19 protein-coding genes are annotated in these 23,783 nt (G+C 69.6%); 12 read left to right on the forward strand and 7 right to left on the reverse strand.

The annotated features are described in order from the left end of the window. Nucleotides 1-2: 2 nt before the first annotated feature. The 3 genes from glpK to ACH4RC_RS22510 form a co-directional block, all read right to left on the reverse strand. Nucleotides 3-1,550, reverse strand: a complete 1,548-nt coding sequence (gene glpK / locus ACH4RC_RS22500) for a glycerol kinase GlpK (RefSeq protein ID WP_398203651.1) — start codon at nucleotides 1,548-1,550, stop codon at nucleotides 3-5. Nucleotides 1,551-1,615: 65 nt separating this feature from the next. Then, the gene (locus ACH4RC_RS22505; protein ID WP_398203654.1) at nucleotides 1,616-2,407 is read right to left on the reverse strand and encodes an MIP/aquaporin family protein; all 792 of its coding nucleotides are present in this window, start codon (nucleotides 2,405-2,407) and stop codon (nucleotides 1,616-1,618) included. Nucleotides 2,408-2,781: 374 nt separating this feature from the next. Further along, entirely contained in the window at nucleotides 2,782-3,555 is a 774-nt protein-coding gene (locus ACH4RC_RS22510) for an IclR family transcriptional regulator (RefSeq protein WP_398203656.1), read from the reverse strand. Nucleotides 3,556-3,863: 308 nt separating this feature from the next. Between ACH4RC_RS22510 and metH the strand changes: the two genes are divergently transcribed. The 3 genes from metH to ACH4RC_RS22525 all read left to right on the forward strand — a co-directional run bounded on the left by metH (nucleotide 3,864) and on the right by ACH4RC_RS22525 (nucleotide 10,168). After that, entirely contained in the window at nucleotides 3,864-7,373 is a 3,510-nt protein-coding gene (gene metH / locus ACH4RC_RS22515) for a methionine synthase (RefSeq protein ID WP_398203658.1), read from the forward strand. 134 nt (nucleotides 7,374-7,507) lie between these two features. Then, nucleotides 7,508-8,203 carry an HAD family hydrolase gene (locus ACH4RC_RS22520; RefSeq protein ID WP_398203660.1) on the forward strand — a complete coding sequence of 232 codons (696 nt, stop codon included), beginning with the start codon at nucleotides 7,508-7,510 and terminating at the stop codon, nucleotides 8,201-8,203. A 357-nt stretch (nucleotides 8,204-8,560) separates the two neighbouring features. Beyond that, nucleotides 8,561-10,168, forward strand: a complete 1,608-nt coding sequence (locus ACH4RC_RS22525) for an ABC transporter substrate-binding protein (RefSeq protein WP_398203662.1) — start codon at nucleotides 8,561-8,563, stop codon at nucleotides 10,166-10,168. 105 nt (nucleotides 10,169-10,273) lie between these two features. Here ACH4RC_RS22525 and ACH4RC_RS22530 read toward each other — a convergent pair whose 3' ends face one another. Both ACH4RC_RS22530 and ACH4RC_RS22535 read right to left on the reverse strand, forming a co-directional pair. Next, nucleotides 10,274-10,945, reverse strand: a complete 672-nt coding sequence (locus ACH4RC_RS22530) for a response regulator (RefSeq protein ID WP_398203664.1) — start codon at nucleotides 10,943-10,945, stop codon at nucleotides 10,274-10,276. A 37-nt stretch (nucleotides 10,946-10,982) separates the two neighbouring features. Beyond that, nucleotides 10,983-11,849 carry a RecB family exonuclease gene (locus ACH4RC_RS22535; RefSeq protein ID WP_398203667.1) on the reverse strand — a complete coding sequence of 289 codons (867 nt, stop codon included), beginning with the start codon at nucleotides 11,847-11,849 and terminating at the stop codon, nucleotides 10,983-10,985. Between the two features lie 443 nt (nucleotides 11,850-12,292). Here ACH4RC_RS22535 and ACH4RC_RS22540 point away from each other — a divergent pair, with 443 nt between their 5' ends. The 3 genes from ACH4RC_RS22540 to ACH4RC_RS22550 all read left to right on the forward strand — a co-directional run bounded on the left by ACH4RC_RS22540 (nucleotide 12,293) and on the right by ACH4RC_RS22550 (nucleotide 15,664). Next, nucleotides 12,293-13,867 carry a site-2 protease family protein gene (locus tag ACH4RC_RS22540; protein ID WP_398204177.1) on the forward strand — a complete coding sequence of 525 codons (1,575 nt, stop codon included), beginning with the start codon at nucleotides 12,293-12,295 and terminating at the stop codon, nucleotides 13,865-13,867. Nucleotides 13,868-13,922: 55 nt separating this feature from the next. Further along, entirely contained in the window at nucleotides 13,923-14,828 is a 906-nt protein-coding gene (locus tag ACH4RC_RS22545; protein WP_398203670.1) for a tRNA (adenine-N1)-methyltransferase, read from the forward strand. Between the two features lie 251 nt (nucleotides 14,829-15,079). Beyond that, nucleotides 15,080-15,664, forward strand: a complete 585-nt coding sequence (locus ACH4RC_RS22550; RefSeq protein WP_398203673.1) for a hypothetical protein — start codon at nucleotides 15,080-15,082, stop codon at nucleotides 15,662-15,664. A gap of 113 nt (nucleotides 15,665-15,777) precedes the next feature. Here ACH4RC_RS22550 and ACH4RC_RS22555 read toward each other — a convergent pair whose 3' ends face one another. Then, entirely contained in the window at nucleotides 15,778-16,092 is a 315-nt protein-coding gene (locus tag ACH4RC_RS22555; protein ID WP_398203676.1) for a ferredoxin, read from the reverse strand. Nucleotides 16,093-16,356: 264 nt separating this feature from the next. Between ACH4RC_RS22555 and arc the strand changes: the two genes are divergently transcribed. The 6 genes from arc to prcA all read left to right on the forward strand — a co-directional run bounded on the left by arc (nucleotide 16,357) and on the right by prcA (nucleotide 22,522). Further along, a complete protein-coding gene (gene arc / locus ACH4RC_RS22560) occupies nucleotides 16,357-18,123 on the forward strand; it encodes a proteasome ATPase (protein WP_398203678.1) in 1,767 nt (588 codons plus the stop codon). A 257-nt stretch (nucleotides 18,124-18,380) separates the two neighbouring features. Then, a complete protein-coding gene (gene dop / locus ACH4RC_RS22565) occupies nucleotides 18,381-19,892 on the forward strand; it encodes a depupylase/deamidase Dop (RefSeq protein ID WP_398203681.1) in 1,512 nt (503 codons plus the stop codon). A 170-nt stretch (nucleotides 19,893-20,062) separates the two neighbouring features. Continuing rightward, a complete protein-coding gene (locus ACH4RC_RS22570; protein ID WP_361074113.1) occupies nucleotides 20,063-20,281 on the forward strand; it encodes a ubiquitin-like protein Pup in 219 nt (72 codons plus the stop codon). A 5-nt stretch (nucleotides 20,282-20,286) separates the two neighbouring features. Then, a complete protein-coding gene (locus tag ACH4RC_RS22575; protein WP_398203685.1) occupies nucleotides 20,287-20,880 on the forward strand; it encodes an endonuclease VII domain-containing protein in 594 nt (197 codons plus the stop codon). Continuing rightward, nucleotides 20,832-21,677, forward strand: a complete 846-nt coding sequence (prcB, locus tag ACH4RC_RS22580; RefSeq protein WP_398203688.1) for a proteasome subunit beta — start codon at nucleotides 20,832-20,834, stop codon at nucleotides 21,675-21,677. Before ACH4RC_RS22575 ends, prcB begins: the two co-directional genes overlap by 49 nt. 62 nt (nucleotides 21,678-21,739) lie before the next feature. Then, a complete protein-coding gene (gene prcA / locus ACH4RC_RS22585; RefSeq protein WP_398203691.1) occupies nucleotides 21,740-22,522 on the forward strand; it encodes a proteasome subunit alpha in 783 nt (260 codons plus the stop codon). Between the two features lie 119 nt (nucleotides 22,523-22,641). Here the strand turns inward: prcA and ACH4RC_RS22590 are convergent, their stop codons facing one another. Continuing rightward, the gene (locus ACH4RC_RS22590; RefSeq protein ID WP_398203694.1) at nucleotides 22,642-23,682 is read right to left on the reverse strand and encodes a LacI family DNA-binding transcriptional regulator; all 1,041 of its coding nucleotides are present in this window, start codon (nucleotides 23,680-23,682) and stop codon (nucleotides 22,642-22,644) included. Nucleotides 23,683-23,783: the final 101 nt, after the last annotated feature.

A 23,783-nucleotide genomic window follows, 5' to 3' on the forward strand; every position in this document is an offset into this window, starting at 1 on the left:
TGTTACTCCTCGACAGAGCTGTCTTCGAGCCAGCCCATGGACCGCTGCACGGCCTTGAGCCAGCTCTTGTACTCACGGTCGCGGGTGGCCGCGTCCATGCGGGGCGTCCATTCGGCGGCCCGGCGCCAGTTGGCGCGCAGGTCGTCGGTGGAGGACCAGAAGCCGACGGCGAGACCGGCGGCGTAGGCGGCGCCGAGGCAGGTCGTCTCGGCGACCATCGGGCGCACCACGGGGGCGTCCAGGAAGTCCGAGAGGGTCTGCATCAGCAGGTTGTTGGAGGTCATGCCGCCGTCGACCTTGAGGGCCGTGAGCTCGACGCCGGAGTCCTTCGTCATGGCGTCGCTGATCTCACGGGTCTGCCAGGCCGTGGCCTCCAGGACGGCGCGCGCGATGTGCGCCTTGGTGACGTACCGGGTCAGGCCGGTGATCACACCGCGGGCGTCTGGGCGCCAGTACGGGGCGAACAGACCGGAGAAGGCCGGGACGAAGTAGGCGCCGCCGTTGTCCTCGACCGACGACGCGAGCGTCTCGATCTCGGCGGCGGACTTGATGAGGCCCATCTGGTCGCGCATCCACTGCACCAGCGAACCGGTGACCGCGATGGAGCCCTCCAGGGCGTAGACCGGCTTCTGGTCGCCGATCTGGTAGCCGACGGTGGTCAGCAGCCCGGAGTAGGAGTTGATGGCCTTGTCACCGGTGTTGATCAGCATGAACGTGCCGGTGCCGTAGGTGGACTTGGCCTCGCCCTCGGCGAAACACGTCTGGCCGAACAGGGCGGCCTGCTGGTCGCCGAGCGCGGACGCGACGGGGATGCCGCCGAGGAGGTCGCCGAGCTTGCCGCCGGTGACCTCGCCGTAGACCTCGGCGGACGAGCGGATCTCGGGCAGCATGTTCGGGAGCACGCCGATGGAGGAGCAGATGCGCTCGTCCCACTCCATCTTGTGCAGGTTCATCAGCATGGTGCGGGAGGCGTTGGTGACGTCGGTGACGTGCTTGCCGCCGTCGACACCGCCGGTCAGGTTCCAGATGACCCAGCTGTCCATCGTGCCGAAGAGGATGTCGCCGGCCTCGGCGCGCTCGCGCAGGCCCTCGACGTTGTCGAGCAGCCAGCGGGCCTTGGGCCCGGCGAAGTACGAGGCGAGCGGCAGGCCCGTCTCGCGGCGGAAGCGGTCCTGGCCGACATTGCGGCCGAGCTCGCGGCAGAGGGCGTCGGTGCGGGTGTCCTGCCAGACGATGGCGTTGTGGACGGGCTCACCGGTGTTCTTGTCCCAGAGCAGCGTCGTCTCGCGCTGGTTGGTGATGCCGATGGCCTTGATGTCGTCGCGGGTGATGCCGGCCTTCTCGACGGCGCCGGCGACGACCTCCTGGACGTTGGCCCAGATCTCGTTCGCGTCGTGCTCGACCCAGCCCGGCTTCGGGAAGATCTGCTCGTGCTCCTTCTGGTCGACCGAGACGATCCGGCCGTCCTTGTCGAAGACGATGCAGCGGCTGGACGTGGTGCCCTGGTCGATCGCCGCGATGAAGGGTCCTGCGGTGTGTGCGTCGCTCACGGGGTGCTCCTGCTCCTGAAGAAAAGTCTCGATGCTCGGGCGGGTTCTCGCGGGGCTCGGGCGGCCTACTTGAACGCCAGGTTGTAGAGGCCACCGGCTATGGCGCCGCCGATCAGCGGACCCGCGACCGGGATCCAGGCGTACGCCCAGTCGGAACCGCCCTTGTTGGGCAGCGGAAGCAGCGCGTGCACGATGCGCGGGCCGAGGTCACGGACCGGGTTGATCGCGTACCCCGTGGGGCCGCCGAGCGAGAGGCCGATGCCGACCACGACGAGCGCGGTGATCAGTGCGCCGAGCGTGCCCAGGCCGTTGCCGCCGTCGTTCAGGCCCTGCGTCAGGATCGCGAGGACGAGCACGGCCGTCGCGATGATCTCCGTGATGATGTTCTGCACGTAGTGCCGGATCTCCGGACCCGTCGCGAAGACACCGAGCACGGGACCCGCCTCGGGCGCGGCCTTCTGGTCGACCAGGCCGTCCTCACCGGGCTGCGTGCCGATGATCTCCGGGTCGGTCAGGTGCGCGCGGAACTGTCCGTAGTACGTCGCCCAGACCAGCAGGGCGCCGATGATCGCGCCGAGCAGCTGCGAGCCCAGGTAGAGCGGTACGTCGCTCCACTTGGTGCCGCCCTCGATGGCGAGGCCGATGGTCACCGCCGGGTTCAGGTGGGCACCGGAGACGCCGCTCGAGAGGTAGGCGCCGGTCAGGACCGCGAAGCCCCAGCCGAACGCGATGGCGACCCAGCCGGCCTCGTACGCCTTCGAGCGCTTGAAAGTGACGGCGGCGCAGACGCCACCGCCGAGCAGGATGAGCACGGCGGTACCGATGGTCTCGCCGATGAAGATGTCGGAGCTGGACACCCGCGACTCCTTTGTCCTTCGTCCAGGGAAACCGAACCCCGGGTCCCTCTCCGGTGGTCCGCGCCCTCCAGTGAGGGCGGTTTCGGCCTGGCCTTGCCACACTCTAACGCGTATTGCCGGTAGGTGTTCGACAATGCCGACCGATGGACGCGAGTTTGCTCTCGGGCCAGTTCGATCGTCAAGGGTTCTGTTATCCAAAGCACGATCTTTATTGATCGGACGTGCCTATCGGTGACGCTGTGGTCATGGACGTGCGCGTGAGCGTGTGTCGTGCGCGTGAGCGTGCATCGATCGTCGCGCGGGAGCGTGCAGCCTGCACCTTGAAACGGAAGTGCCCCGTCCGTGGACGGGGCGTGTACGTGCGTCGGGGGCGCTCAGAACCGGCTGGCGCCCAGGTCGCGGGAGACCGCCCGCGCCGTGTCCCGTACGGCCGCGATCAGCTCGGGGCGCAGCGCGCCCCGGTCGTCGTCCTTGCAGACCCGCTCGACCGCGCCCGTGATGCCGACCGCGCCCACCGGCATCCGGTGGCGGTCGTGGATCGGGGCCGCGACCGAGGCGACGCCCTCCCAGGTCTCCTCGACGTCCTCGGCGTACCCGCGCGCGCGGGTCAGGTCAAGGACGCCCTCGAACCCCTCCAGGGCGCTCACCGTGCGCGCCGTGAAGTCCTTGCGCTCGGCCTCCATGACCTCGCTGTGCGCCACCGGGTCGTACGCCGAGAGCACCTTGCCCAGAGCCGTGGAGTGCAGCGGCTGCATCGCCCCGACCTCCAGGACCTGCCGGCTGTCGTCCGGCCGGAACACGTGGTGCACGATCAGCACGCCCTGCTGGTGCAGCACGCCGAGATAGACGGCCTCGCCGCTGGAGCGGGCCAGGTCGTCCGTCCACACCAGGGCGCGGGCCCGCAGCTCGTGCACGTCCAGATAGCTGTTGCCCAGGCGCAGCAGCTCGGCGCCCAGCTGATAGCGCCCCGACGCCGCGTCCTGCTCGACGAACCCCTCGGCCTGCAAGGTGCGCAGGATGCCGTGGGCCGTGCCCTTGGCGAGACCGACGGCGGAGGCGATGTCCGAGAGACCGAGCCGCCGCTCGCCGCCCGCGAGGAGCCGCAGCATCGCCGCGGCTCGTTCCAGCGACTGGATGTTGCGTGCCATCGCAGCCCCTTCCTCCCTACGGTCCTCTCGCGACCCGTGCTGCCGGGCAACGGTCACAACGTTCGACGTTCGACAATGCTGAACAGTATCGGTCGTTGCCGACCTCCTGCTAATGCGGCGTGAGCCTATTCCCCGCCCCGCCGCCTGTCAGGAGTCGCCGCCGGACAGTCTGGACCGCTCGCGCCGCCCGACATTCCACGCCGTGGACGTCTACCCCCACAAACCCCGGTCCCGGCTACCCTGGCCGGGTGCGCCTCCAGCAGTGGAGCCGCAAAGCCGACAGCCGTCGCACATCAGGGAGCACTTTCATGGCCTCGTTGCCAACGCCCGCCGCCGAATCCCGCGCCCGCGTGGACGCCCTCCGCGAAGCCCTCGCCACCCGTGTGGTGGTGGCCGACGGCGCCATGGGCACCATGTTGCAGGCCCAGGACCCGACGCTCGAGGACTTCCAGCAGCTGGAGGGCTGCAACGAGATCCTGAACATCACCCGCCCCGACATCGTGCGCTCCGTGCATGCGGCGTATTACGAGGTGGGGGTGGACTGCGTCGAGACGAACACCTTCGGCTCGAACTACACGGCGTCCAGTGAGTACGACATCGCCGACCGGATCGTCGAGCTGTCCGAGGCGGGCGCCCGGATCGCGCGCGAGGTCGCCGACGAGTTCACCGCCTCGACCGGGCAGCAGCGCTGGGTGCTCGGCTCGATCGGCCCCGGCACGAAGCTGCCCTCCCTCGGCCACATCGACTACGCGACCATCCGCGACGGCTACCAGCAGAACGCGGAGGGCCTGCTGGCGGGCGGCGCCGACGCGCTGATCGTCGAGACGACGCAGGACCTGCTGCAGACCAAGTCGAGCCTGATCGGTGCCCGCCGCGCGATGGACGCCCTCGGCGTCTCCGTCCCCCTGATCTGCTCCCTTGCCTTCGAGACCACCGGAGTGATGCTCCTCGGCTCCGAGATCGGCGCGGCGCTCACCGCCCTGGAACCGCTCGGCATCGACCTGATCGGCCTGAACTGCTCGACCGGCCCGGCCGAGATGAGCGAGCACCTGCGCTACCTGGCCCGGCACTCCGGTACGCCCCTGATGTGCATGCCCAACGCCGGTCTGCCGATCCTGACCAAGGACGGCGCGCACTTCCCGCTGTCCCCGCCGGAGATGGCCGACGCGCACGAGACGTTCGTCCGCGATTTCGGGCTCCAGTTGGTCGGTGGCTGCTGTGGCACCACCCCCGAGCACCTGCGCCAGGTCGTGGACCGGGTCCGCGGTGCCGTCCCGCCTGCCCGCAGCCCGCAGCCCGAGCCCGGCGCCGCCTCGCTCTACCAGACCGTCCCGTTCCGCCAGGACACCGCGTACATGGCGATCGGCGAGCGCACGAACGCCAACGGCTCGAAGAAGTTCCGCGAGGCGATGCTGGAGGCCCGCTGGGACGACTGCGTGGAGATGGCCCGCGAGCAGATCCGCGAGGGCGCGCACATGCTCGACCTGTGCGTGGACTACGTGGGCCGTGACGGCGTCGCCGACATGGAGGAGCTGGCCGGCCGCTTCGCCACCGCCTCCACCCTCCCCATCGTCCTGGACTCCACCGAGGTCGACGTCCTGCGCGCGGGCCTGGAGAAGCTCGGCGGCCGCGCGGTCCTCAACTCGGTCAACTACGAGGACGGTGACGGCCCGGACTCCCGCTTCGCGAAGGTCACCCGCCTCGCCCAGGAGCACGGCGCGGCGCTGATCGCCCTGACCATCGACGAGGAGGGCCAGGCCCGCACCGTCGAGCACAAGGTCGCCATCGCCGAGCGGCTCATCGAGGACCTCACGAACAACTGGGGCATCCAGGAGTCGGACATCCTCATCGACTGCCTGACCTTCACGATCTGCACGGGTCAGGAGGAGTCCCGGGGCGACGGCGTGGCGACGATCGGGGCGATCCGGGAGCTGAAGCGCCGTCACCCGGACGTGCAGACCACGCTCGGCCTGTCGAACATCTCCTTCGGGCTCAACCCGGCCGCCCGCATCGTGCTGAACTCCGTCTTCCTCGACGAGTGCGTCAAGGCGGGCCTGGACTCGGCGATCGTGCACGCCTCGAAGATCCTGCCGATCGCGCGGTTCGACGAGGAGCAGGTGCAGACCGCCCTCGACCTGGTCTACGACCGCCGCGCCGAGGGCTACGACCCCCTCCAGAAGCTGATGGCGCTGTTCGAGGGCGCCACCGCCAAGTCCCTGAAGGCGGGCAAGGCCGAGGAGCTGGCCGCACTCCCGCTGGACGAGCGGCTCCAGCACCGCATCATCGACGGCGAGAAGAACGGCCTGGAGGCCGACCTCGACGAGGCGCTCCAGGACCGGCCCGCCCTCGACATCGTCAACGACACCCTGCTCGCGGGCATGAAGGTCGTCGGCGAACTGTTCGGCTCCGGGCAGATGCAGCTGCCCTTCGTGCTCCAGTCCGCCGAGGTCATGAAGAACGCGGTGGCCTACCTGGAGCCGCACATGGAGAAGTCCGACTCCGAGGGCAAGGGCACCATCGTCCTCGCCACCGTGCGCGGCGACGTCCACGACATCGGCAAGAACCTCGTCGACATCATCCTGTCCAACAACGGCTACAACGTCGTCAACCTGGGCATCAAGCAGCCGGTCTCCGCGATCCTGGAAGCGGCCGAGGAACACAGGGCCGACGTCATCGGCATGTCCGGACTCCTGGTCAAGTCCACCGTGATCATGAAGGAGAACCTGCAGGAGCTCAACCAGCGCAAGATGGCCGCCGACTACCCGGTCATCCTCGGCGGCGCCGCCCTCACCCGCGCCTACGTCGAGCAGGACCTCCACGAGATCTACGAGGGCGAGGTCCGCTACGCCCGCGACGCCTTCGAGGGCCTGCGCCTCATGGACGCCCTCATCGCGGTCAAGCGCGGCGTCCCCGGCGCCACCCTGCCCGAGCTGCGCCAACGCCGCGTCAAGGCCACCGACACAGTGGTCGAGGAGCAGCCCGACGAGGGGCCCGCCCGCTCCGACGTCGCCACCGACAACCCGGTCCCCACCCCGCCCTTCAAGGGCACCCGCGTCGTCAAGGGCATCCAGCTCAAGGAGTACGCCTCCTGGCTCGACGAGGGCGCCCTCTTCAAGGGCCAGTGGGGCCTCAAGCAGGCCCGCAGCGGCAACGGGCCGACGTACGAGGAGCTGGTGGAGAGCGAGGGCCGCCCGCGCCTGCGCGGCTGGCTCGACGAACTGCACACCAAGAACATGCTGGAGGCGGCCGTCGTCTACGGCTACTTCCCCTGCGTGTCCAAGGGCGACGACCTGATCATCCTCGACGACGAGGGCAACGAGCGGACCCGCTTCACCTTCCCGCGCCAGCGCCGCGGCCGCCGCCTGTGCCTCGCCGACTTCTTCCGCCCCGAGGAATCGGGCGAGACCGACGTCGTCGGGCTCCAGGTCGTCACCGTCGGTTCGAAGATCGGCGAAGCCACCGCCGAACTGTTCGCCGCCGACTCCTACCGCGACTACCTCGAACTCCACGGCCTCTCCGTCCAGCTGGCGGAGGCGCTCGCCGAGTACTGGCACGCCCGCGTCCGCTCCGAACTGGGCTTCGCCGGTGAGGACCCGGACGGCATGGAGGACATGTTCGCCCTGAAGTACCGCGGCGCCCGCTTCTCCCTCGGCTACGGTGCCTGCCCCAACCTGGAGGACCGCGCCAAGATCGCCGAGCTGCTCCAGCCCGAGCGGATCGGCGTCCACCTCTCCGAGGAGTTCCAGCTCCACCCCGAGCAGTCCACCGACGCGATCGTCATCCACCACCCCGAGGCGAAGTACTTCAACGCACGATAAGAAATACTTCGACGCACGAGATAAAACGCGCGGAAATCGCCACCGTCGTACACTGGTCGGTCCAGCACAGGCCGGTCGTCCTCCCGCTCAGGGAGGGTGACCGGCCTTCTCGTCCCTCATGGAGGTGTACTCGGATGACCAGTACGGTCCCCGCACTCGGTACCCGAACGGCCGAAGGCTCCACACTCCAGGCCGTGCTCCTCGACATGGACGGAACACTCGTCGACTCCGAGGGCATCTGGTGGGACGCCGAGACCGCCGTCTTCGCCGCGCTCGGCCACACCCTCGACCCCGCCTGGAAGCAGGTCGTGGTCGGCGGCCCCATGACCCGCAGCGCGGGGTTCCTCATCGAGGCGACCGGTGCCGACGTCACCGTCCCCGAGGTGACCGTCCTGCTCAACGACGCCTTCGAACGCCGCATCAGCCGGTCCCTGCCGCTGATGCCCGGCGCGGCGAGACTCCTCGGGGAACTGGCCGCCCACCAGATCCCCACCGCGCTCGTCTCCGCCTCCCACCGGCGCATCATCGACCGCGTCCTGCACTCCCTCGGCGCCGGCCACTTCCGCCTCACCGTCGCGGGCGACGAGGTCAGCCGCACCAAGCCGCACCCCGACCCGTACCTGCTCGCGGCGAGCGGCCTCGACGCCGAACCCGCCCGCTGCGCCGTCATCGAGGACACCGCCACCGGCGTCGCCGCCGCCGAGGCCGCGGGCTGCCACGTCGTCGTCGTCCCGTCCGTCGCGCCGATCGAGCCCGCCCACCGGCGCACCGTCGTGACCTCCCTCGAACACGTCAACCTGCCTTTCCTGCATGGCCTGATGACGCCCTGAACTCTGGCGAGTGGCCGAATCGCCGCCCCCGCCCACCCGGTTGAACGTGTGACCTTTCCCACTCGGCGGGGGCTCGACAGGTGTGGCGCACCGTGCTGTCCGGCGCCCCCGCCCCCCGCCGGACGGGACCTTGTGTCCTGATTGGTGGCCCCCTGCGCGAAACCTTCCCCCTAACGTGTTTTCGGTGCGTCCACGCCTGATTCCGCAGCGTGATGGGGGCCCCTCCCGAGCGCCCGCGGGCCCCGGCGCCGGGCCCGGTTAATGTCGTCGCGAGAACCTCGTCACAACCCTCCCGTGTCCCGCGCACACCACCTCTGTAACGCCCCACGGGATCGACAGCTCTGGAGAACTTCGAGCATGAACCGCAAGACCTTGGTGCTGCCGGCAGTCGTCGGTCTGCTGGCTCCCGTGCTCGCCGCCTGCGGTGGGTCCGACAGCGGAGGCAAGGGCGGCGACGCCATCTCCGTGGGCACCACCGACCGGTTCACGGCGTCGAAGAAGGTCCCCGCCCCGTTCGACCCCGCCTACGCCTACGACGTCGGCTCCTGGAACGTGCTGCGCCAGACCGTGCAGACGCTCATGACCATGCCCCGCAGCGGCAGCGGCGACCCGGTCCCCGAGGCCGCCGAGAGCTGCATCTTCAGCGACAACGGCAGCGAGCGGTACGTCTGCACGCTGCGCAAGGACCTGAAGTTCGCGAGCGGCGACCCGATCACCGCCGCCGACGTGAAGTACTCCATCGACCGGGTCCGCTCCATCAAGGCCGACTCCATGGTGTACAGCCTGCTCTCCACGATCGACACGGTCGAGACGCAGGGCGCCCGCAAGGTGATCTTCCACCTCAACACCCCGGACGCCACCTTCCCGTACAAGCTGGCCACGCCCACCGCCGGCATCGTCAACCCCGACGACTACTCGAAGGACGCGCTGCGCAACGGCTTCGAGGTGGACGGCTCCGGCCCGTACACGCTGCAGGCCGAGGTCAAGGACAACGTCGTCGTCAAGACGGTCTTCACGAAGAACCCCAACTACCAGGGCCAGTTGAAGCCGAAGAACGACAAGATCGAGCTGGTCTCCTTCGACGGCGCCGACGCCATGGGCAAGGCGCTGGAGAAGGGCGACCTCGACGTGATGACGCGCGCCATGTCCCCGGAGCAGATCAACACGTACTCGACCAACCCGCCCAAGAACGTCAACCTGGTCGAGTCGTCCGGCATGGAGATCCGCTTCCTCGGCTTCAACACCGCGACGGGCAGCGTCAAGAGCAAGGCCGTCCGCCAGGCCATGGCCCAGGTCATCGACCGCGGCGACCTCGTGGCGAAGGTCTACGGCACCACCGCCGACCCGCTGTACTCGCTGGTGCCCGCGGGCATCACCGGTCACCAGAACTCGTTCTTCAACAGGTACGGGGACCCGGACAAGGCGAAGGCCGCCGCGACGCTGCGCGGGGCCGACATCACCTCGCCGGTCAAGATGACCCTGCACTACACGACCGACCACTACGGCTCGGCCACCAAGAAGGAGTTCGAGGTCCTCAAGGACCAGCTGAACGCCAGCGGCCTCTTCGACGTCGACATCAAGGGCGACATCTGGGACACCTTCCGCGACGCCGAACTCGACGGCAAGTACGACGTCTACGGCATGGGCTGGTTCCCCGACTTCCCCGACGCGGACAGCTTCCTCGCGCCGTTCCTCGACAAGGACAACACGCTCGGGTCGCCCTACGCGAACGGCACCATCCGCAACCAGCTGATCCCGGCCGAGCGCCGTGAGGCCGACCGCCTCACCGCGTCCAAGAGCCTCCAGCAGATCCAGAACATCGTCGCCGAGGACGTGCCGACCCTGCCGCTGTGGCAGGGCAAGCAGTACGTCGCCGCGCGCGACGACGTCACGGGCGTGGAGCGGACCCTGTCCTCCTCCGCCGTCCTCCAGCTGTGGGAGCTGGGCCGCGGCATCAGCGAGTAGGCAGACCCCGCGCACACGAAGGCGGCGGCCACCTCCGGGTGACCGCCGCCTTCCGCCGTACACACGCGACCCGCGCGCGCCGTACGCGCTCCGCTCGGAGCGGGGCTACTGCGCGCCCGGCCGCACCAGGCCGCTCTCGTACGCGTACACCGCCGCCTGCACCCGGTCGCGCAGCCCCAACTTCGTGAGGACGTGGCCGACATGGGTCTTCACGGTCGTCTCACTCACGAACAGGTCGGCGGCGATCTCCGCGTTCGACAGGCCGCGCGCTACCAGCTTGAGCACCTCGACCTCACGCTCCGTCAGCGTGTTCAACGTGTCCGGCACCGGCTCGTCGCCCGACGGGAGATGGTCCGCGTACTTGTCGAGCAGGCGGCGCGTGATGCTCGGCGCGAGCATCGCCTCACCGGCGGCGACCACCCGGATCGCCTGCACCAGCTCGTTGGCCGGGGCGTCCTTGAGCAGGAAGCCGCTGGCGCCCGCCTTCAACGCCTCCACCACATACTCGTCAAGGTCGAACGTCGTCAGGACCAGCACCTTCGCCGGGCCGTCCTTGCCGGGGCCGGTGATCTGCCGGGTCGCCTCGACCCCGTCCATCCGCGGCATGCGGATGTCCATGAGCACCACATCGGGCTGCAACGCCCGCACCTGATCGAGAGCCTGCAGGCCGTCTCCGGCCTCACCGACGACCGCGATCTCCTGCTCGGCCTCCAGAATCATGCGGAAGCCGGTGCGCAGCAGCGGCTGGTCATCGACCAGTAGGACGCGGATGGCCACGAAACTCTCCTTCGCTCGTGCGGCCCATTCTGCCCTGCTACTTCTCCCGCGGTTCGGCCACCCTGATCGGAAGGGGATACGGCGGCGGGGTCCCCCCGAACTCCGGGCAGAACGCCTGGTGGTCGCACCAGCCGCACAGCTTCGTCTGCCGCGTCCGCCACTCGCCGGTCTCCGTGGCCTCCTTGATCGCCTCCCACAACGCGTGCAGCTTGCGCTCCACCCGCTCCAGATCGGCGATCACCGGGTCGTAGGTCAGCACATCCCCGCTCCCCAGATACACGAGCTGCAGGCGCCGCGGCACAACGCCCTTCAGCCGCCACACCACCAGCGCGTAGAACTTCATCTGGAACAGCGCGCCCTCGGCGTACTCGGGCCGCGGCGCCTTGCCCGTCTTGTAGTCGACGATGCGCACCTCGCCGGTCGGCGCCACATCGACCCGGTCGATGATGCCGCGCAGCTTCAGCCCCGACTCCAGCTCGGCCTCGACGAACAGCTCCCGCTCAGCGGGCTCGAGCCGCGTCGGATCCTCCAGCGTGAACCACCGCTCGACGAGCCGCTCCGCATCCCCGAGCCAGCGGGCCATCCGCTCGCCCTCGGCATCCCCGGCGAACAGCTCACCCAGCTCAGGACGGGCCTCGCGCAGCCGGTCCCACTGCCCCGGGATCAGCTCCTTGGCCCGCGGCGCGGTCCGCTCCCCGGCGGGCGCGTCGAACAGTCTCTCCAGCACGGCATGGACCAGCGTCCCGCGCGTCGCCGCCTCGCTCGGCTTCTCCGGCAACTTGTCGATCACCCGGAACCGGTACAACAACGGGCACTGCATGAAATCGCTCGCGCGCGACGGCGAGAGCGACGCCGGCGCGGCGGCGACACCCTCTCCACGGCCCGAATCCGTACTGGTCTCCATATCCCACGACGATACGGGCCGCCACTGACAGTCAGGCACCTGCGCGTCCCCGGCGTCTTGCGTAGCGTGGCCCCGGGGGAGTCGACGGCGGCCGTCGGACACTGTCCGCATACCATCGACGCCAGAACGTCCCGCTCCGGCGGGAAACGCTCGAACGAGGGGACCGAGGGATCACCGTGGACGAAAGCGGGCAGCCGCAGTCCGGCACCGGCGGGGCGACGCCGCCCGCGGGCGACACCCGGGGGCGACCCGCGCAGACCCGGCCCCTCCCGGCGGACGAGAGCGGGCAGCCGCAGTCCGGCACCGGCGGGGCGACGCCGCCCGCGCGGGACGATCCCCGTCCCCCGCAGGCCCGGCCCCACCCGCCGGCCGGTCATGGCGACCCCGCCCGCCCCGACGCGGGGGAAGAGCCGCATCCCGGCCCCGCCGAGGCCGAACCCGAGATGCCGGGTGACGTGCCGGTCCCCGCGACGCGTCCCGGCAGTCGTTCCACGAGCGAGCAGGCCGAGCCCGGGGCCCCCGGTGACGCGGCGCCCCTCGCGGCGAGCCCTGGGCACCGCCCCACGAGCGGTCGGACCGAACCCGGCGGCACCGGCGACGCGCCGCCCCTGGCACCGCACCCCGAGGACGGTCCCGCCGACAGCCGGCTCCGCACCGGCTCCGGCGACGCACCGCACGCCATGGGGCCTCCCGAGATCGGCACACCCGGATCCGGCCCCCGGCCCGACGGTGCGACCCCCCATGAGAAGCACCCGCACGACACCCGTCCCCACGACGCCCGCCCCCACGACACCACTTCCCACGACACCCACCCCGACCGTGCCGCCGCCACCTCCGGCAAGCGCAAGGGGCCGGCCAAGCCCCCGAACCCGCGCGGCGGGATCCTCATGGGGCGGCCCTTCGGCGTGCCCGTCTACGTCGCCCCCAGCTGGTTCCTCGTCGCCGCGCTGATCACCTGGGTGTTCGGCGGGCAGCTCGACCGGGTGCTGCCCGAGCTCGGGGCCGCCCGCTACCTGGTCTCGCTGTTCTTCGCGGTCGCGTTCTACGCCTCCGTACTGGTGCATGAGCTGGCGCACACCGTCGCCGCCCTGCGCTTCAAGCTCCCGGTCCGCCGCATCCAGCTGCAGTTCTTCGGCGGGGTCAGCGAGATCGAGAAGGAGTCGGAGACCCCGGGCCGCGAATTCGTGCTCGCGTTCGTCGGACCCCTGCTCTCCCTCGTCCTCTCCGGCGTCTTCTACCTCGGCCTGATGGCCGTGGAGCCCGGCACCGTCCCCGGCGTGCTGCTCGCGGGCCTGATGGTGTCCAACCTCATCGTCGCCGCGTTCAACCTCCTGCCCGGCCTCCCCCTGGACGGCGGCCGCATGCTCCGCGCCGTCGTCTGGAAGATCACCGGCAAGCCCATGAGCGGCACGATCGCCGCCGCGTGGGTGGGCCGCGCCCTCGCCGTCGCCGTCCTCATCGGCCTGCCCCTGCTCACCCAGACCGGCGCCCTCGGCGGAGACCCGGAGGACGTCGGCGGCATGGACACCGTCACCGACGCCCTGCTCGCCGCGATCCTCGCCGCGATCATCTGGACCGGCGCCGGCAACAGCCTCCGCATGGCCCGCCTGCGCGAACACCTCCCGGAGCTGCGCGCCCGCACCCTCACCCGCCGGGCCGTCCCCGTCGAGCCCGCGACCTCGCTGGCCGAGGCCCTGCGCCGAGCCAACGAGTCGGGGGCCCGCGCCCTCGTCGTCGTCGACCCCGACGGGGAACCCCGCTCCCTCGTCCGCGAGGCCGCCATCGTCGGCGTCCCCGAACACCGCCGCCCCTGGGTCGCCGTCAGCGGCCTCGCCCAGGACCTCACGGACGGCATGCGCGTCTCGGCCGAGCTCGCGGGCGAGGACCTCCTCGACACCCTGCGCGCGACACCGGCCACCGAGTACCTCGTCGTCGAGAACAACGGCGCGATCTACGGCGTCCTCTCCGCCGCCGACGTCGAACGCGCATTCGTCAAAGCGATGGCCCGCCCCTCGTAACGCCCGCCACACGCGCGTGGTCGGCGCCCGCCCCCACGCCCGGTACGCTGGTCACATGTCCGAACCGACCGGTGCCGCCCGCCGACGCGGGCCCTTCAAGGTCGGGGACCAGGTACAGCTGACCGACCCCAAGGGCCGCCACTACACGTTCACGCTCGAGGACGGGAAGAACTTCCACACCCACAAGGGTTCCTTCCCGCACGACGAGCTGATCGGCGCTCCCGAGGGCAGCGTTGTCCGCACCACCGGAAACGTCGCCTACCTCGCGCTGCGCCCCCTGCTCCCCGACTACGTCCTGTCCATGCCCCGCGGCGCCGCCGTGGTCTACCCCAAGGACGCGGGGCAGATCCTGGCCTTCGCCGACATCTTCCCCGGCGCCCGCGTCGTCGAGGCGGGCGTGGGCTCAGGCTCGCTCAGCAGTTTCCTGCTGCGCGCCATCGGCGACGAGGGCATGCTGCACTCCTACGAGCGCCGCGAGGACTTCGCCGAGATCGCCAAGGGCAACGTGGAGCGCTACTTCGGCGGCCCCCACCCGGCCTGGCAGCTCACCGTCGGAGACCTCCAGGACAACCTGACCGACGGCGACGTCGACCGCGTCATCCTCGACATGCTCGCCCCCTGGGAGTGCCTGGACGTCGTCAAGAAGGCGCTCGTCCCCGGCGGCATCCTGTGCTGCTACGTGGCCACCACCACCCAGCTGGCCCGCACCGTCGAGTCCATCCGCGAGATCGGCTGCTTCAACGAGCCCACCTCGTGGGAGTCGATGATCCGCAACTGGCACGTGGAGGGCCTCGCCGTCCGCCCCGACCACCGGATGATCGGCCACACCGGCTTCCTGCTGACCGCCCGCCGCCTCGCGGACGGCGTCGAGCCGCCCATGCGCCGCCGCCGCCCCGCCAAGGGCGCCTACGGCGAGGACTACGACGGCCCGAACGCCGACGGCGGCAGCCGAGGCCGCTGACCCGCGCCGCCCCTCACGTACAACCGCACAGCGAACCGCACTCGAATGCAGCGGCGCCGCCGTCCAGTTCCCCGTCCCGTACGGGAACTCGACGGCGGCGCCGACGCGTTGTAACGGCGAACAACCGCCCCACCGCGCGCGCAGTGGGCCGCGCGTGACAAACGCCCCACCCCGCCGTTCCGCCGGACTGTGACGTATGGCACGATGCTGGCCACTCCCACCGGCACAGCCCTCACAGGAGACACTTCCTCGTGCAGCAACCCGCCGTCCCGGAACTGGCGCACACCACCACCCGGCCCATCCACTGGCTGGCCACCGCCGCGGCCCTCGCCGCCGTGGTCGCCGCCTCCGGCTTCCTGCAGCCGGGCTCCGCCACCGCGGCCCAGCACGAGGACCCCGGGGACCGGGCCGCCGGCGCCACCACCCATGCCGTCGCCGCGCCCGACCCGGCCGCGGTCCACTTCCCGCTCAACTGCGGCCCGGTCAAGGCCGTCGTACAGCGCAAGGCCTCCGGCGACCTCGACGGCGACGGCCGGCCCGAGACCGTCGCCGTCGTCCGCTGCGACGCGGGCTCCGGTACCCCGCCCAACGGGGTCTATGTCCTCACCCGGCCGGCGGGCGGCAAGCCCCGCGTCGTCGCCACCCTCGTCGATCCGAAGGACCAGTTCTCGGTCAGCGCCTTCGGCGTACGCGACGGCGTCGTCACCGCCACCCTCGACGGCTACTCGTCCGACGACGTCCCGCGCTATCGGCCCGACGTCCACGACCGTGCCCAATGGCAGTGGCGCGACGGGGCGTTCGTCCGCTCCACGCCCGCCAGGGCGAGCAGCGTCTGAGCCGACGCGCACTGCCGGCACGCGCTGCCGACGCGGACTGCCGGCACACACGAAGGGCCCCGCATCGGCGGGGCCCTTTCTCCATCGGTGTGACGGCGATCACATGTGACGCTTCACTCTGCCTCGGGCCCGTACACCTCGACCCTGTCCGAAACGCGGCGCACATGGATGCAGTCGCCCGGACACTCCTTCGCCGATGCCACCACGTCCGTGAGAAGCGGAAGCGGCACGGGCGTTGAGGCGCCGGCGTCCTGCAGCAGCTCGTCGTCCGCGCTCTTCACATATGCGAGACCGTCGATGTCCAGCTCGAAGACCTCCGGCGCGTACTGGGCGCAGATCCCGTCCCCGGTGCACAGGTCCTGGTCGATCCACACCTCCAGCGGAACACTGCTGTCAGCGGTGGATCCGGCCTCTTGCCGTACGGTCATGTCTCCTGCCGTTTCCTGCGTCGCAGGCCCGGCGAACCGACTTCACAGGAGCAAGTCCGGCCAGGCCTGACGGGTGTTGAACACTTCGACCCTACAACCGGCCGCTTTCCGATGTTGTTGGGTGGGTATTCCACTGGCGTGAGGGAGAGCGCAAGGGTGAAGATCAGACACACCTCGACCGTCTTTGTGATCTAGGGGTTTCAATCAACACCCACCCAGGTAGGGTCTGGAAGCGTCCAGCTCCCCTTGGAGGAGGTGAGGACCGTGGCAGCCCACGACGACGACATCAACCGCGGCATCCGCCCGGGACGAGGGTCCGACGACCCCGCCGGGCAGATTGCCTATCTCGAGCAGGAAATCGCCGTCCTGCGGCGCAAGCTCGCCGACTCTCCGCGTCATACGAGGATTCTCGAAGAGCGGATCGTCGAGCTGCAGACCAACCTGGCCGGCGTATCCGCACAGAACGAACGGCTCGCGAACACGCTCCGTGAGGCCCGCGACCAGATCGTGGCCCTCAAGGAGGAGGTCGACCGGCTCGCACAACCGCCGGCCGGCTTCGGAGTCTTCCTCACGGCCAATGAGGACGGCACCGCCGACATCTTCACCGGCGGCCGTAAACTCCGGGTGAACGTGAGCCCGAGCGTCGAGCTCGAAGAGCTCAGGCGCGGCCAGGAAGTCATGCTCAACGAAGCGCTCAACGTGGTCGAGGCCATGGAGTTCGAGAGCGTCGGCGACATCGTCACCCTCAAGGAGATCCTCGAGGACGGCGAGCGCGCCCTGGTCACCGGCCACACCGACGAGGAAAGGGTGGTCCGGCTCGCCGAACCGCTCCTCGACGTCGTCATCCGGCCGGGCGACGCCCTGCTCCTCGAACCCCGCTCCGGCTACGTCTACGAGGTCGTGCCCAAGAGCGAAGTGGAGGAACTGGTCCTCGAAGAGGTCCCGGACATCGGCTACGACCAGATCGGCGGCCTGGGCAACCAGATCGAACTGATCCGCGACGCGGTCGAGCTGCCCTACCTCTACCCGGACCTCTACCGGGAGCACGAACTGCGGCCGCCCAAGGGCGTCCTGCTCTACGGCCCTCCCGGCTGCGGAAAGACCCTGATCGCCAAGGCGGTCGCCAACTCCCTTGCCAAGAAGGTCGCCGAGGTGACCGGACAGGGCCAGGGCAAGAGCTTCTTCCTCAACATCAAGGGTCCCGAACTTCTCAACAAGTACGTCGGTGAGACCGAGCGGCAGATCCGCCTCGTCTTCCAGCGCGCCCGCGAGAAGGCCAGCGAGGGCACCCCCGTCATCGTCTTCTTCGACGAGATGGAATCCCTCTTCCGCACCCGCGGCTCCGGCGTCAGCTCGGACGTCGAGAACACCATCGTCCCGCAGCTCCTCGCCGAGATCGACGGCGTCGAGGGCCTGCAGAACGTGGTCGTGATCGGCGCCTCCAACCGCGAGGACATGATCGACCCGGCCATCCTGCGCCCCGGCCGGCTGGACGTGAAGATCAAGATCGAGCGTCCGGACGCCGAGGCGGCCAAGGACATCTTCGGCAAGTACCTCACCCAGCGCCTGCCCCTGCACGCCGACGACCTCGGCGAGCACAGCAGCGACCGGGCGGCCACGGTGGCCAACATGATCCAGACCGCCGTGGAGCACATGTACGCGGAATCCGAGGAGAACCGCTTCCTGGAAGTCACGTACGCCAATGGCGACAAGGAAGTCCTGTACTTCAAGGACTTCAACTCCGGCGCAATGATCGAGAACATCGTCGGCCGCGCCAAGAAGATGGCCATCAAGGCCTTCCTCGAACAGAAACAGAAGGGCCTCAGGGTCGCCCATCTCCTCCAGGCTTGCATCGACGAGTTCAAGGAGAACGAGGACCTTCCCAACACCACGAACCCCGACGACTGGGCCCGAATCTCCGGCAAGAAGGGCGAGCGGATCGTCTACATCCGCACCCTCGTGACCGGAAAGCAGGGCGCGGACACCGGACGTTCCATCGACACGGTGGCGAACACCGGTCAGTACCTGTAAAAGACAGGGTGGCTGCGGGTGCCCGGACCGGGCACCCGCAGCCCACTGTTTTTCCGGGCAACTACCACGCGGCCAGCCGCTTCACGTCGGAGCGAAGCAATGACGCAAATGATCTCCCCACCAGCGCAGAGGCGTTCTAGGCTCTTCCATACCGCCGAGTCGCGCCGTGCGGGGACGGGCACCGCACGCGCATCGGAGAACCAGCGGTACTTGAGCGCCGCCCCCGACCGAGGGCGCCGCCGGGCAAGGAGGGCCGCATGACCGTACGGCGAGTAATGGGCATCGAGACGGAGTACGGGATCTCCGTCCCCGGTCACCCCAATGCCAATGCCATGCTCACCTCGTCCCAGATCGTCAACGCCTACGCGGCGGCGATGCACCGGGCCCGCCGCGCCCGCTGGGACTTCGAGGAAGAGAACCCGCTGCGCGACGCCCGGGGCTTCGACCTCGCGCGGGAGGCCGCCGACTCCAGCCAGCTCACCGACGAGGACATCGGCCTGGCCAATGTCATCCTCACCAATGGCGCGCGCCTCTACGTCGACCACGCACACCCCGAGTACAGCTCCCCGGAGATCACCAATCCGCGCGACGCCGTCCTGTGGGACAAGGCCGGCGAACGCATCATGGCGGAGGCGGCCGACCGCGCGGCCCAGCTGCCCGGCGCCCAGCCGATCCACCTCTACAAGAACAACACCGACAACAAGGGCGCCTCCTACGGCACGCACGAGAACTACCTGATGAAGCGGGAGACCCCCTTCTCGGACATCGTGCGCCACCTCACGCCGTTCTTCGTCTCCCGTCAGGTCGTCACCGGTGCGGGCCGTGTCGGCCTCGGTCAGGACGGGCACGAGCACGGCTTCCAGCTCAGCCAGCGCGCCGACTACTTCGAGGTCGAGGTCGGCCTCGAGACCACGCTCAAGCGCCCGATCATCAACACCCGGGACGAGCCGCACTCGGACGCGGAGAAGTACCGCCGCCTCCACGTGATCATCGGCGACGCGAACCTCTCCGAGATCTCGACCTACCTCAAGCTCGGCACGACAGCCCTGGTCCTCTCCATGATCGAGGACGGTTTCATCGCCGTCGACCTGGCCGTGGACCAGCCGGTCCGTACCCTCCACCAGGTCTCCCACGACCCCTCCCTCCAGCATCTGATCACGCTCCGCAGCGGGCGCACGCTCACCGCGGTGCAGCTCCAGATGGAGTACTACGAGCTGTCCAGGAAGTACGTCGAGGAGCGCTTCGGCGCCGACGCCGACGAACAGACCAAGGACGTCCTCAGCCGCTGGGAGGACGTGCTCGGCCGCCTGGAGAGCGACCCGATGAGCCTCTCCGGCGAGCTGGACTGGGTCGCCAAGCGCGAGCTCATGGAGGGCTACCGGCGCCGCGACGACCTCGACTGGGACGCCGCGCGCCTCCAGCTCGTCGACCTCCAGTACGCCGACGTACGGGCCGAGAAGGGCCTGTACAACCGCCTGGCGGCCCGGGGCAAGATGAAGCGCCTCCTGACCGAGGACGAGGTCGAGAAGGCGCGTACGTCGCCGCCCGAGGACACGCGCGCCTACTTCCGCGGGCGCTGCCTCGAGCAGTACGCGGACGACGTCGCCGCCGCCTCCTGGGACTCGGTCATCTTCGACCTCCCCGGCCGTGACTCACTGCAACGGGTCCCCACCCTGGAGCCCCTTCGCGGAACGCGTAATCACGTCAAGGAGCTGCTCGACCGGTGCCGGACGGCCGAAGATCTGGTCCGCGTGCTCTCGGGCGGCTGATCCGCGGCTGAAAGGCCCGCGACGGGGGAATCACAGAGGTGGGCTCCACACGTTGCCGCAACTGTGGAGCCGATGTCGGAGCCGACTTGTAGGGTTCTGATCACGAACAGCCTGTACGACACGTACGACACATACGACGTGTATGTCGAACCGAGCGGGGTGAGCTGGATATGGCGACCAAGGACACCGGCGGCGGACAGCAGAAGGCGAACCGTACCTCCGAGGAGGTCGATGAGCAGGTCGAGGACGCCCAGGCGACCGACGACCTCAAGGAGCGCCAGGAGAAGCTGAGCGACGATGTCGACTCGGTTCTGGACGAAATCGATGACGTCCTGGAGGAGAATGCCGAGGACTTCGTGAGGTCATTCGTCCAAAAAGGTGGGGAATGACCTGAATGTCCGATTCGGGGGACGGGGAGAAGTGCTCCGGGTGTCAGGAGTTGCTTCCTCTGGGTGCATTCGCGGCTAATCGGTCGCGGCCCGACGGGCCGCAGGCCAATTGCCGCGAATGCGCTGCCGAGTACCACGGGCGCCGCCAGGAGGCACGCGGCAAGACGGTCCGCGTCACAGTAGACGTGCCTGAGGGGTACAAGCACTGTCGGACCTGTGGGGAGACCGAGCCGCACACTGAGTGGCATCGGAACTCATCGGCTTCCGACGGCCTGTCCACGCGCTGCGAGGCCTGCCGCGTGATCCAGGGGCGGGCTGGGCACCGCAAGCGTCAGTACGGCATGACTGAGGCCGACCGCGACGCGATGGTCGCCTCCCAGATGGGGATCTGCGTGATCTGCCGCAAGGCTCCCGCAGTTCATGTGGATCACTGCCACGAGACGGGTAGGGTCCGTGGCGTAGTGTGCTTCAACTGCAATTCGGCCTTCGGCAAGTTGGGGGACGACCCCGACACGACTCGTCGAGCCGCCGCATACCTGGAAGGAAACGCGTGGAAGCCAACCCTCGTAGCACCGGGCGTCTACCGGCTGCCTTCCTGACGCCCGGGTCGTCGTCCTTCATGGACTTCCTGGCCGAGCACCAGCCGGAAATCCTGCCGGGCAACCGGCAGTTGCCGCCGACGCAGGGCGTCATCGAGGCCCCGCACGGCACGACCATCGTCGCCGTGACGTTCCCGGGAGGCGTCGTCCTCGCCGGCGACCGCCGCGCCACGATGGGCAATGTGATCGCGCAGCGCGACATCGAGAAGGTCTTCCCGGCGGACGAGTACTCGGCCGTCGGTATCGCCGGCACCGCCGGTCTGGCCGTCGAGATGGTGAAGCTCTTCCAGCTGGAGCTGGAGCACTTCGAGAAGGTCGAGGGCGCCCAGCTGTCGCTCGAGGGCAAGGCGAACCGGCTGTCCACGATGATCCGGTCGAACCTCGGCATGGCGATGCAGGGGCTGGCCGTCGTACCGCTGTTCGCCGGGTACGACGTCGACCGCGAGAAGGGCCGCATCTTCTCCTACGACGTCACGGGCGGGCGCAGCGAGGAGCACGGGTACGCCTCGACCGGTTCGGGTTCGGTCTTCGCGCGCGGGGCGATGAAGAAGCTCTACCGCGACGATCTGACGGAGGAGCAGGCGACGACGCTGGTCGTGCAGGCGCTGTACGACGCGGCGGACGACGACTCGGCGACGGGTGGTCCCGACATGGCGCGGCGGATCTTCCCGATCGTGACGGTGGTCTCGGAGGACGGTTTCCGTCGTCTCGCGGACGACGAGTCGTCGGAGATCGCCCGGTCGATCCTTGAGCGGCGTCTCGAGCAGCCGGACGGTCCGCGCGCGGCTCTGCTCTGAGGCGCGGGTCGCTCCTCTCTCTCCTCACTGACGCGTTACTGACAGAAAGGGACGGATAGCCGGTGTCGACGCCGTTCTATGTCTCACCCCAGCAGGCGATGGCCGACCGCGCGGAGTACGCGCGCAAGGGCATCGCCCGCGGTCGCAGCCTGGTTGTGCTGCAGTACGCCGACGGCATCGTGTTCGTCGGCGAGAACCCGTCCCGTGCCCTGCACAAGTTCAGCGAGATCTACGACCGGATCGGTTTCGCGGCCGCCGGTAAGTACAACGAGTACGAGAACCTGCGGATCGGTGGCGTGCGCTACGCGGACCTGCGGGGTTACACGTACGACCGTGACGATGTGACGGCCCGTGGCCTGGCGAACGTGTACGCGCAGACGCTGGGCACGATCTTCTCCAGTGCCGCCGAGAAGCCGTACGAGGTGGAGCTGGTCGTCGCGGAGGTCGGTGAGACGTCCGAGGGCGACCAGATCTACCGGTTGCCGCACGACGGGTCGATCGTGGACGAGCACGGTTCGGTCGCGGTCGGTGGTAACGCCGAGCAGATCAGCGGCTATCTGGACCAGCGCCATCAGGACGGCATGACGTTGTCCGAGGCGTTGAAGCTGGCCGTGCAAGCGCTGTCGCGCGACACGAACGGGAGCGAGCGGGAGATTCCCGCGGAGCGACTCGAGGTGGCGGTGCTCGACCGTACGCGGCCGCAGCAGCGCAAGTTCAAGCGGATCGCGGGGCGTCAGTTGTCGCGGCTGCTGACGGCGGAGGGTGCGGCGGAGACGTCGAAGGCGGCGTCCGACGCGGTGTCCGACGATGTCTCGGACGACAACGGCGACTCCGACGAGGAGTAGCCCGGAACAGACCGGAGTCCGCGGTTCGAGGTTCGCCGGTTCATAGTTCGTCGTACGTGTGCCCCGGCCGGTTCCGGTAACCGGCCGGGGCACACGTATGTGTGTGTCATCGGCCGGCGTCATGCCTCCGTGCGCGGTGGCGGTGCCGTCGAGCCGCGTACGACCAGCTCGACCGGGAGCGGGGTCGTGTCGGGTGCGTGGCCCTCCAGGACGGCGAGGAGGGCGGCCATGCCGCGCTCGCCGAACTGTTCGGCGGGGAGGCGGACGGTGGTGAGTTCGGGCTCGACGGCGCTGGCGAGGGAGAGGTCGTCGAAGCCGGTGACGGAGAAGTGTTCGGGGATGCGCAGGTTCATGCGGCGGGCGGCCTTGTAGACGCCGGTGGCGAGTTTGTCGTCGTCGCAGACGAGGGCGGTGGGCAAGGTGGGGCCGCTGGTGTGGAGGGCGCGTTCGGTGGCGGCCATGGCGTCCTCGACGGTGAGGGCGGAGCGGACGGTGCGGACGGTGGCGCCGGGCACCCGGGCGGTTCTCGCGGCGAGTTCGCGGGCGCGTACGTCGAAGGTCCAGGACGGGACGGCGGAGGCGAGGTGCAGGAAGCGGCGGTGGCCGAGGGCGAGCAGGTGGTCGGTGATCTGCCGGACGCCGTCGGTGAGGTCGAGGTTGACGGTGGCGGCGCCGGGGCTGCCGGCCGGGTCGCTGTCGAGCATGACGAGGGGCAGGTCGTCACCGCGCAGCGCGGTGACGGCGTCGGCGGCCATGGAGGAGGCGAGGATGCCGTCGAGGGCGGCGCGGGCGGACGGGAAGGGGTCGCGGGCCGGGCCGATGCCGTCGGGGGAGGGGTAGAGAACGACGCCGAAGCCGTGTTCGGCGGCGAGGCGGGCGGCGCCGGTGTAGACACCCGCGAAGAACTCGTTGGTGAGGGCGGGAACGACGAGGAGGGCGGTGCGGGTGCGGCCCATGCGGAGGTTGCGGGCGGCGAGGTTGGGGCGGTAGCCGAGTTCGCGTGCTGCCTCGCGGACGCGTTCGGCGGTGGCCGGGGCGACGCGCCCGCGCCATTTGTCGCCCATGACGAGGGAGACGGCGGCTTGTGAGACGCCTGCGGCGCGGGCCACGTCCCGGCTGGTGGGCCGGGTGGTGGCCGCCCCGTCCGTACCGCTCGTCACTGCTGCCTCCGTGGGTCCGCTGTCCGGGCTGGTGGCTGCTGCCCGAGGGGTCGAACGCTATCGGGTGGTTCCCGTGCCGACGCGGGTGGGCCGACGCAGGT

The sequence above is a fragment of the Streptomyces sp. NPDC016845 genome (assembly GCF_044332585.1).
Lineage (GTDB): Bacteria > Actinomycetota > Actinomycetes > Streptomycetales > Streptomycetaceae > Streptomyces.

Coding starts and splice junctions, on each gene's coding strand:
- dop (WP_398203681.1), top strand. CDS start 18,381: ATGACCGTACGGCGAGTAATGGGCATCGAGACGGAGTACGGGATCTCC.
- ACH4RC_RS22540 (WP_398204177.1), top strand. CDS start 12,293: ATGCCGGGTGACGTGCCGGTCCCCGCGACGCGTCCCGGCAGTCGTTCC.
- ACH4RC_RS22575 (WP_398203685.1), top strand. CDS start 20,287: ATGTCCGATTCGGGGGACGGGGAGAAGTGCTCCGGGTGTCAGGAGTTG.
- metH (WP_398203658.1), top strand. CDS start 3,864: ATGGCCTCGTTGCCAACGCCCGCCGCCGAATCCCGCGCCCGCGTGGAC.
- ACH4RC_RS22525 (WP_398203662.1), top strand. CDS start 8,561: ATGAACCGCAAGACCTTGGTGCTGCCGGCAGTCGTCGGTCTGCTGGCT.
- ACH4RC_RS22510 (WP_398203656.1), bottom strand. CDS start 3,555: ATGGCACGCAACATCCAGTCGCTGGAACGAGCCGCGGCGATGCTGCGG.
- ACH4RC_RS22545 (WP_398203670.1), top strand. CDS start 13,923: ATGTCCGAACCGACCGGTGCCGCCCGCCGACGCGGGCCCTTCAAGGTC.
- ACH4RC_RS22535 (WP_398203667.1), bottom strand. CDS start 11,849: ATGGAGACCAGTACGGATTCGGGCCGTGGAGAGGGTGTCGCCGCCGCG.
- ACH4RC_RS22570 (WP_361074113.1), top strand. CDS start 20,063: ATGGCGACCAAGGACACCGGCGGCGGACAGCAGAAGGCGAACCGTACC.
- ACH4RC_RS22520 (WP_398203660.1), top strand. CDS start 7,508: ATGACCAGTACGGTCCCCGCACTCGGTACCCGAACGGCCGAAGGCTCC.
- ACH4RC_RS22555 (WP_398203676.1), bottom strand. CDS start 16,092: ATGACCGTACGGCAAGAGGCCGGATCCACCGCTGACAGCAGTGTTCCG.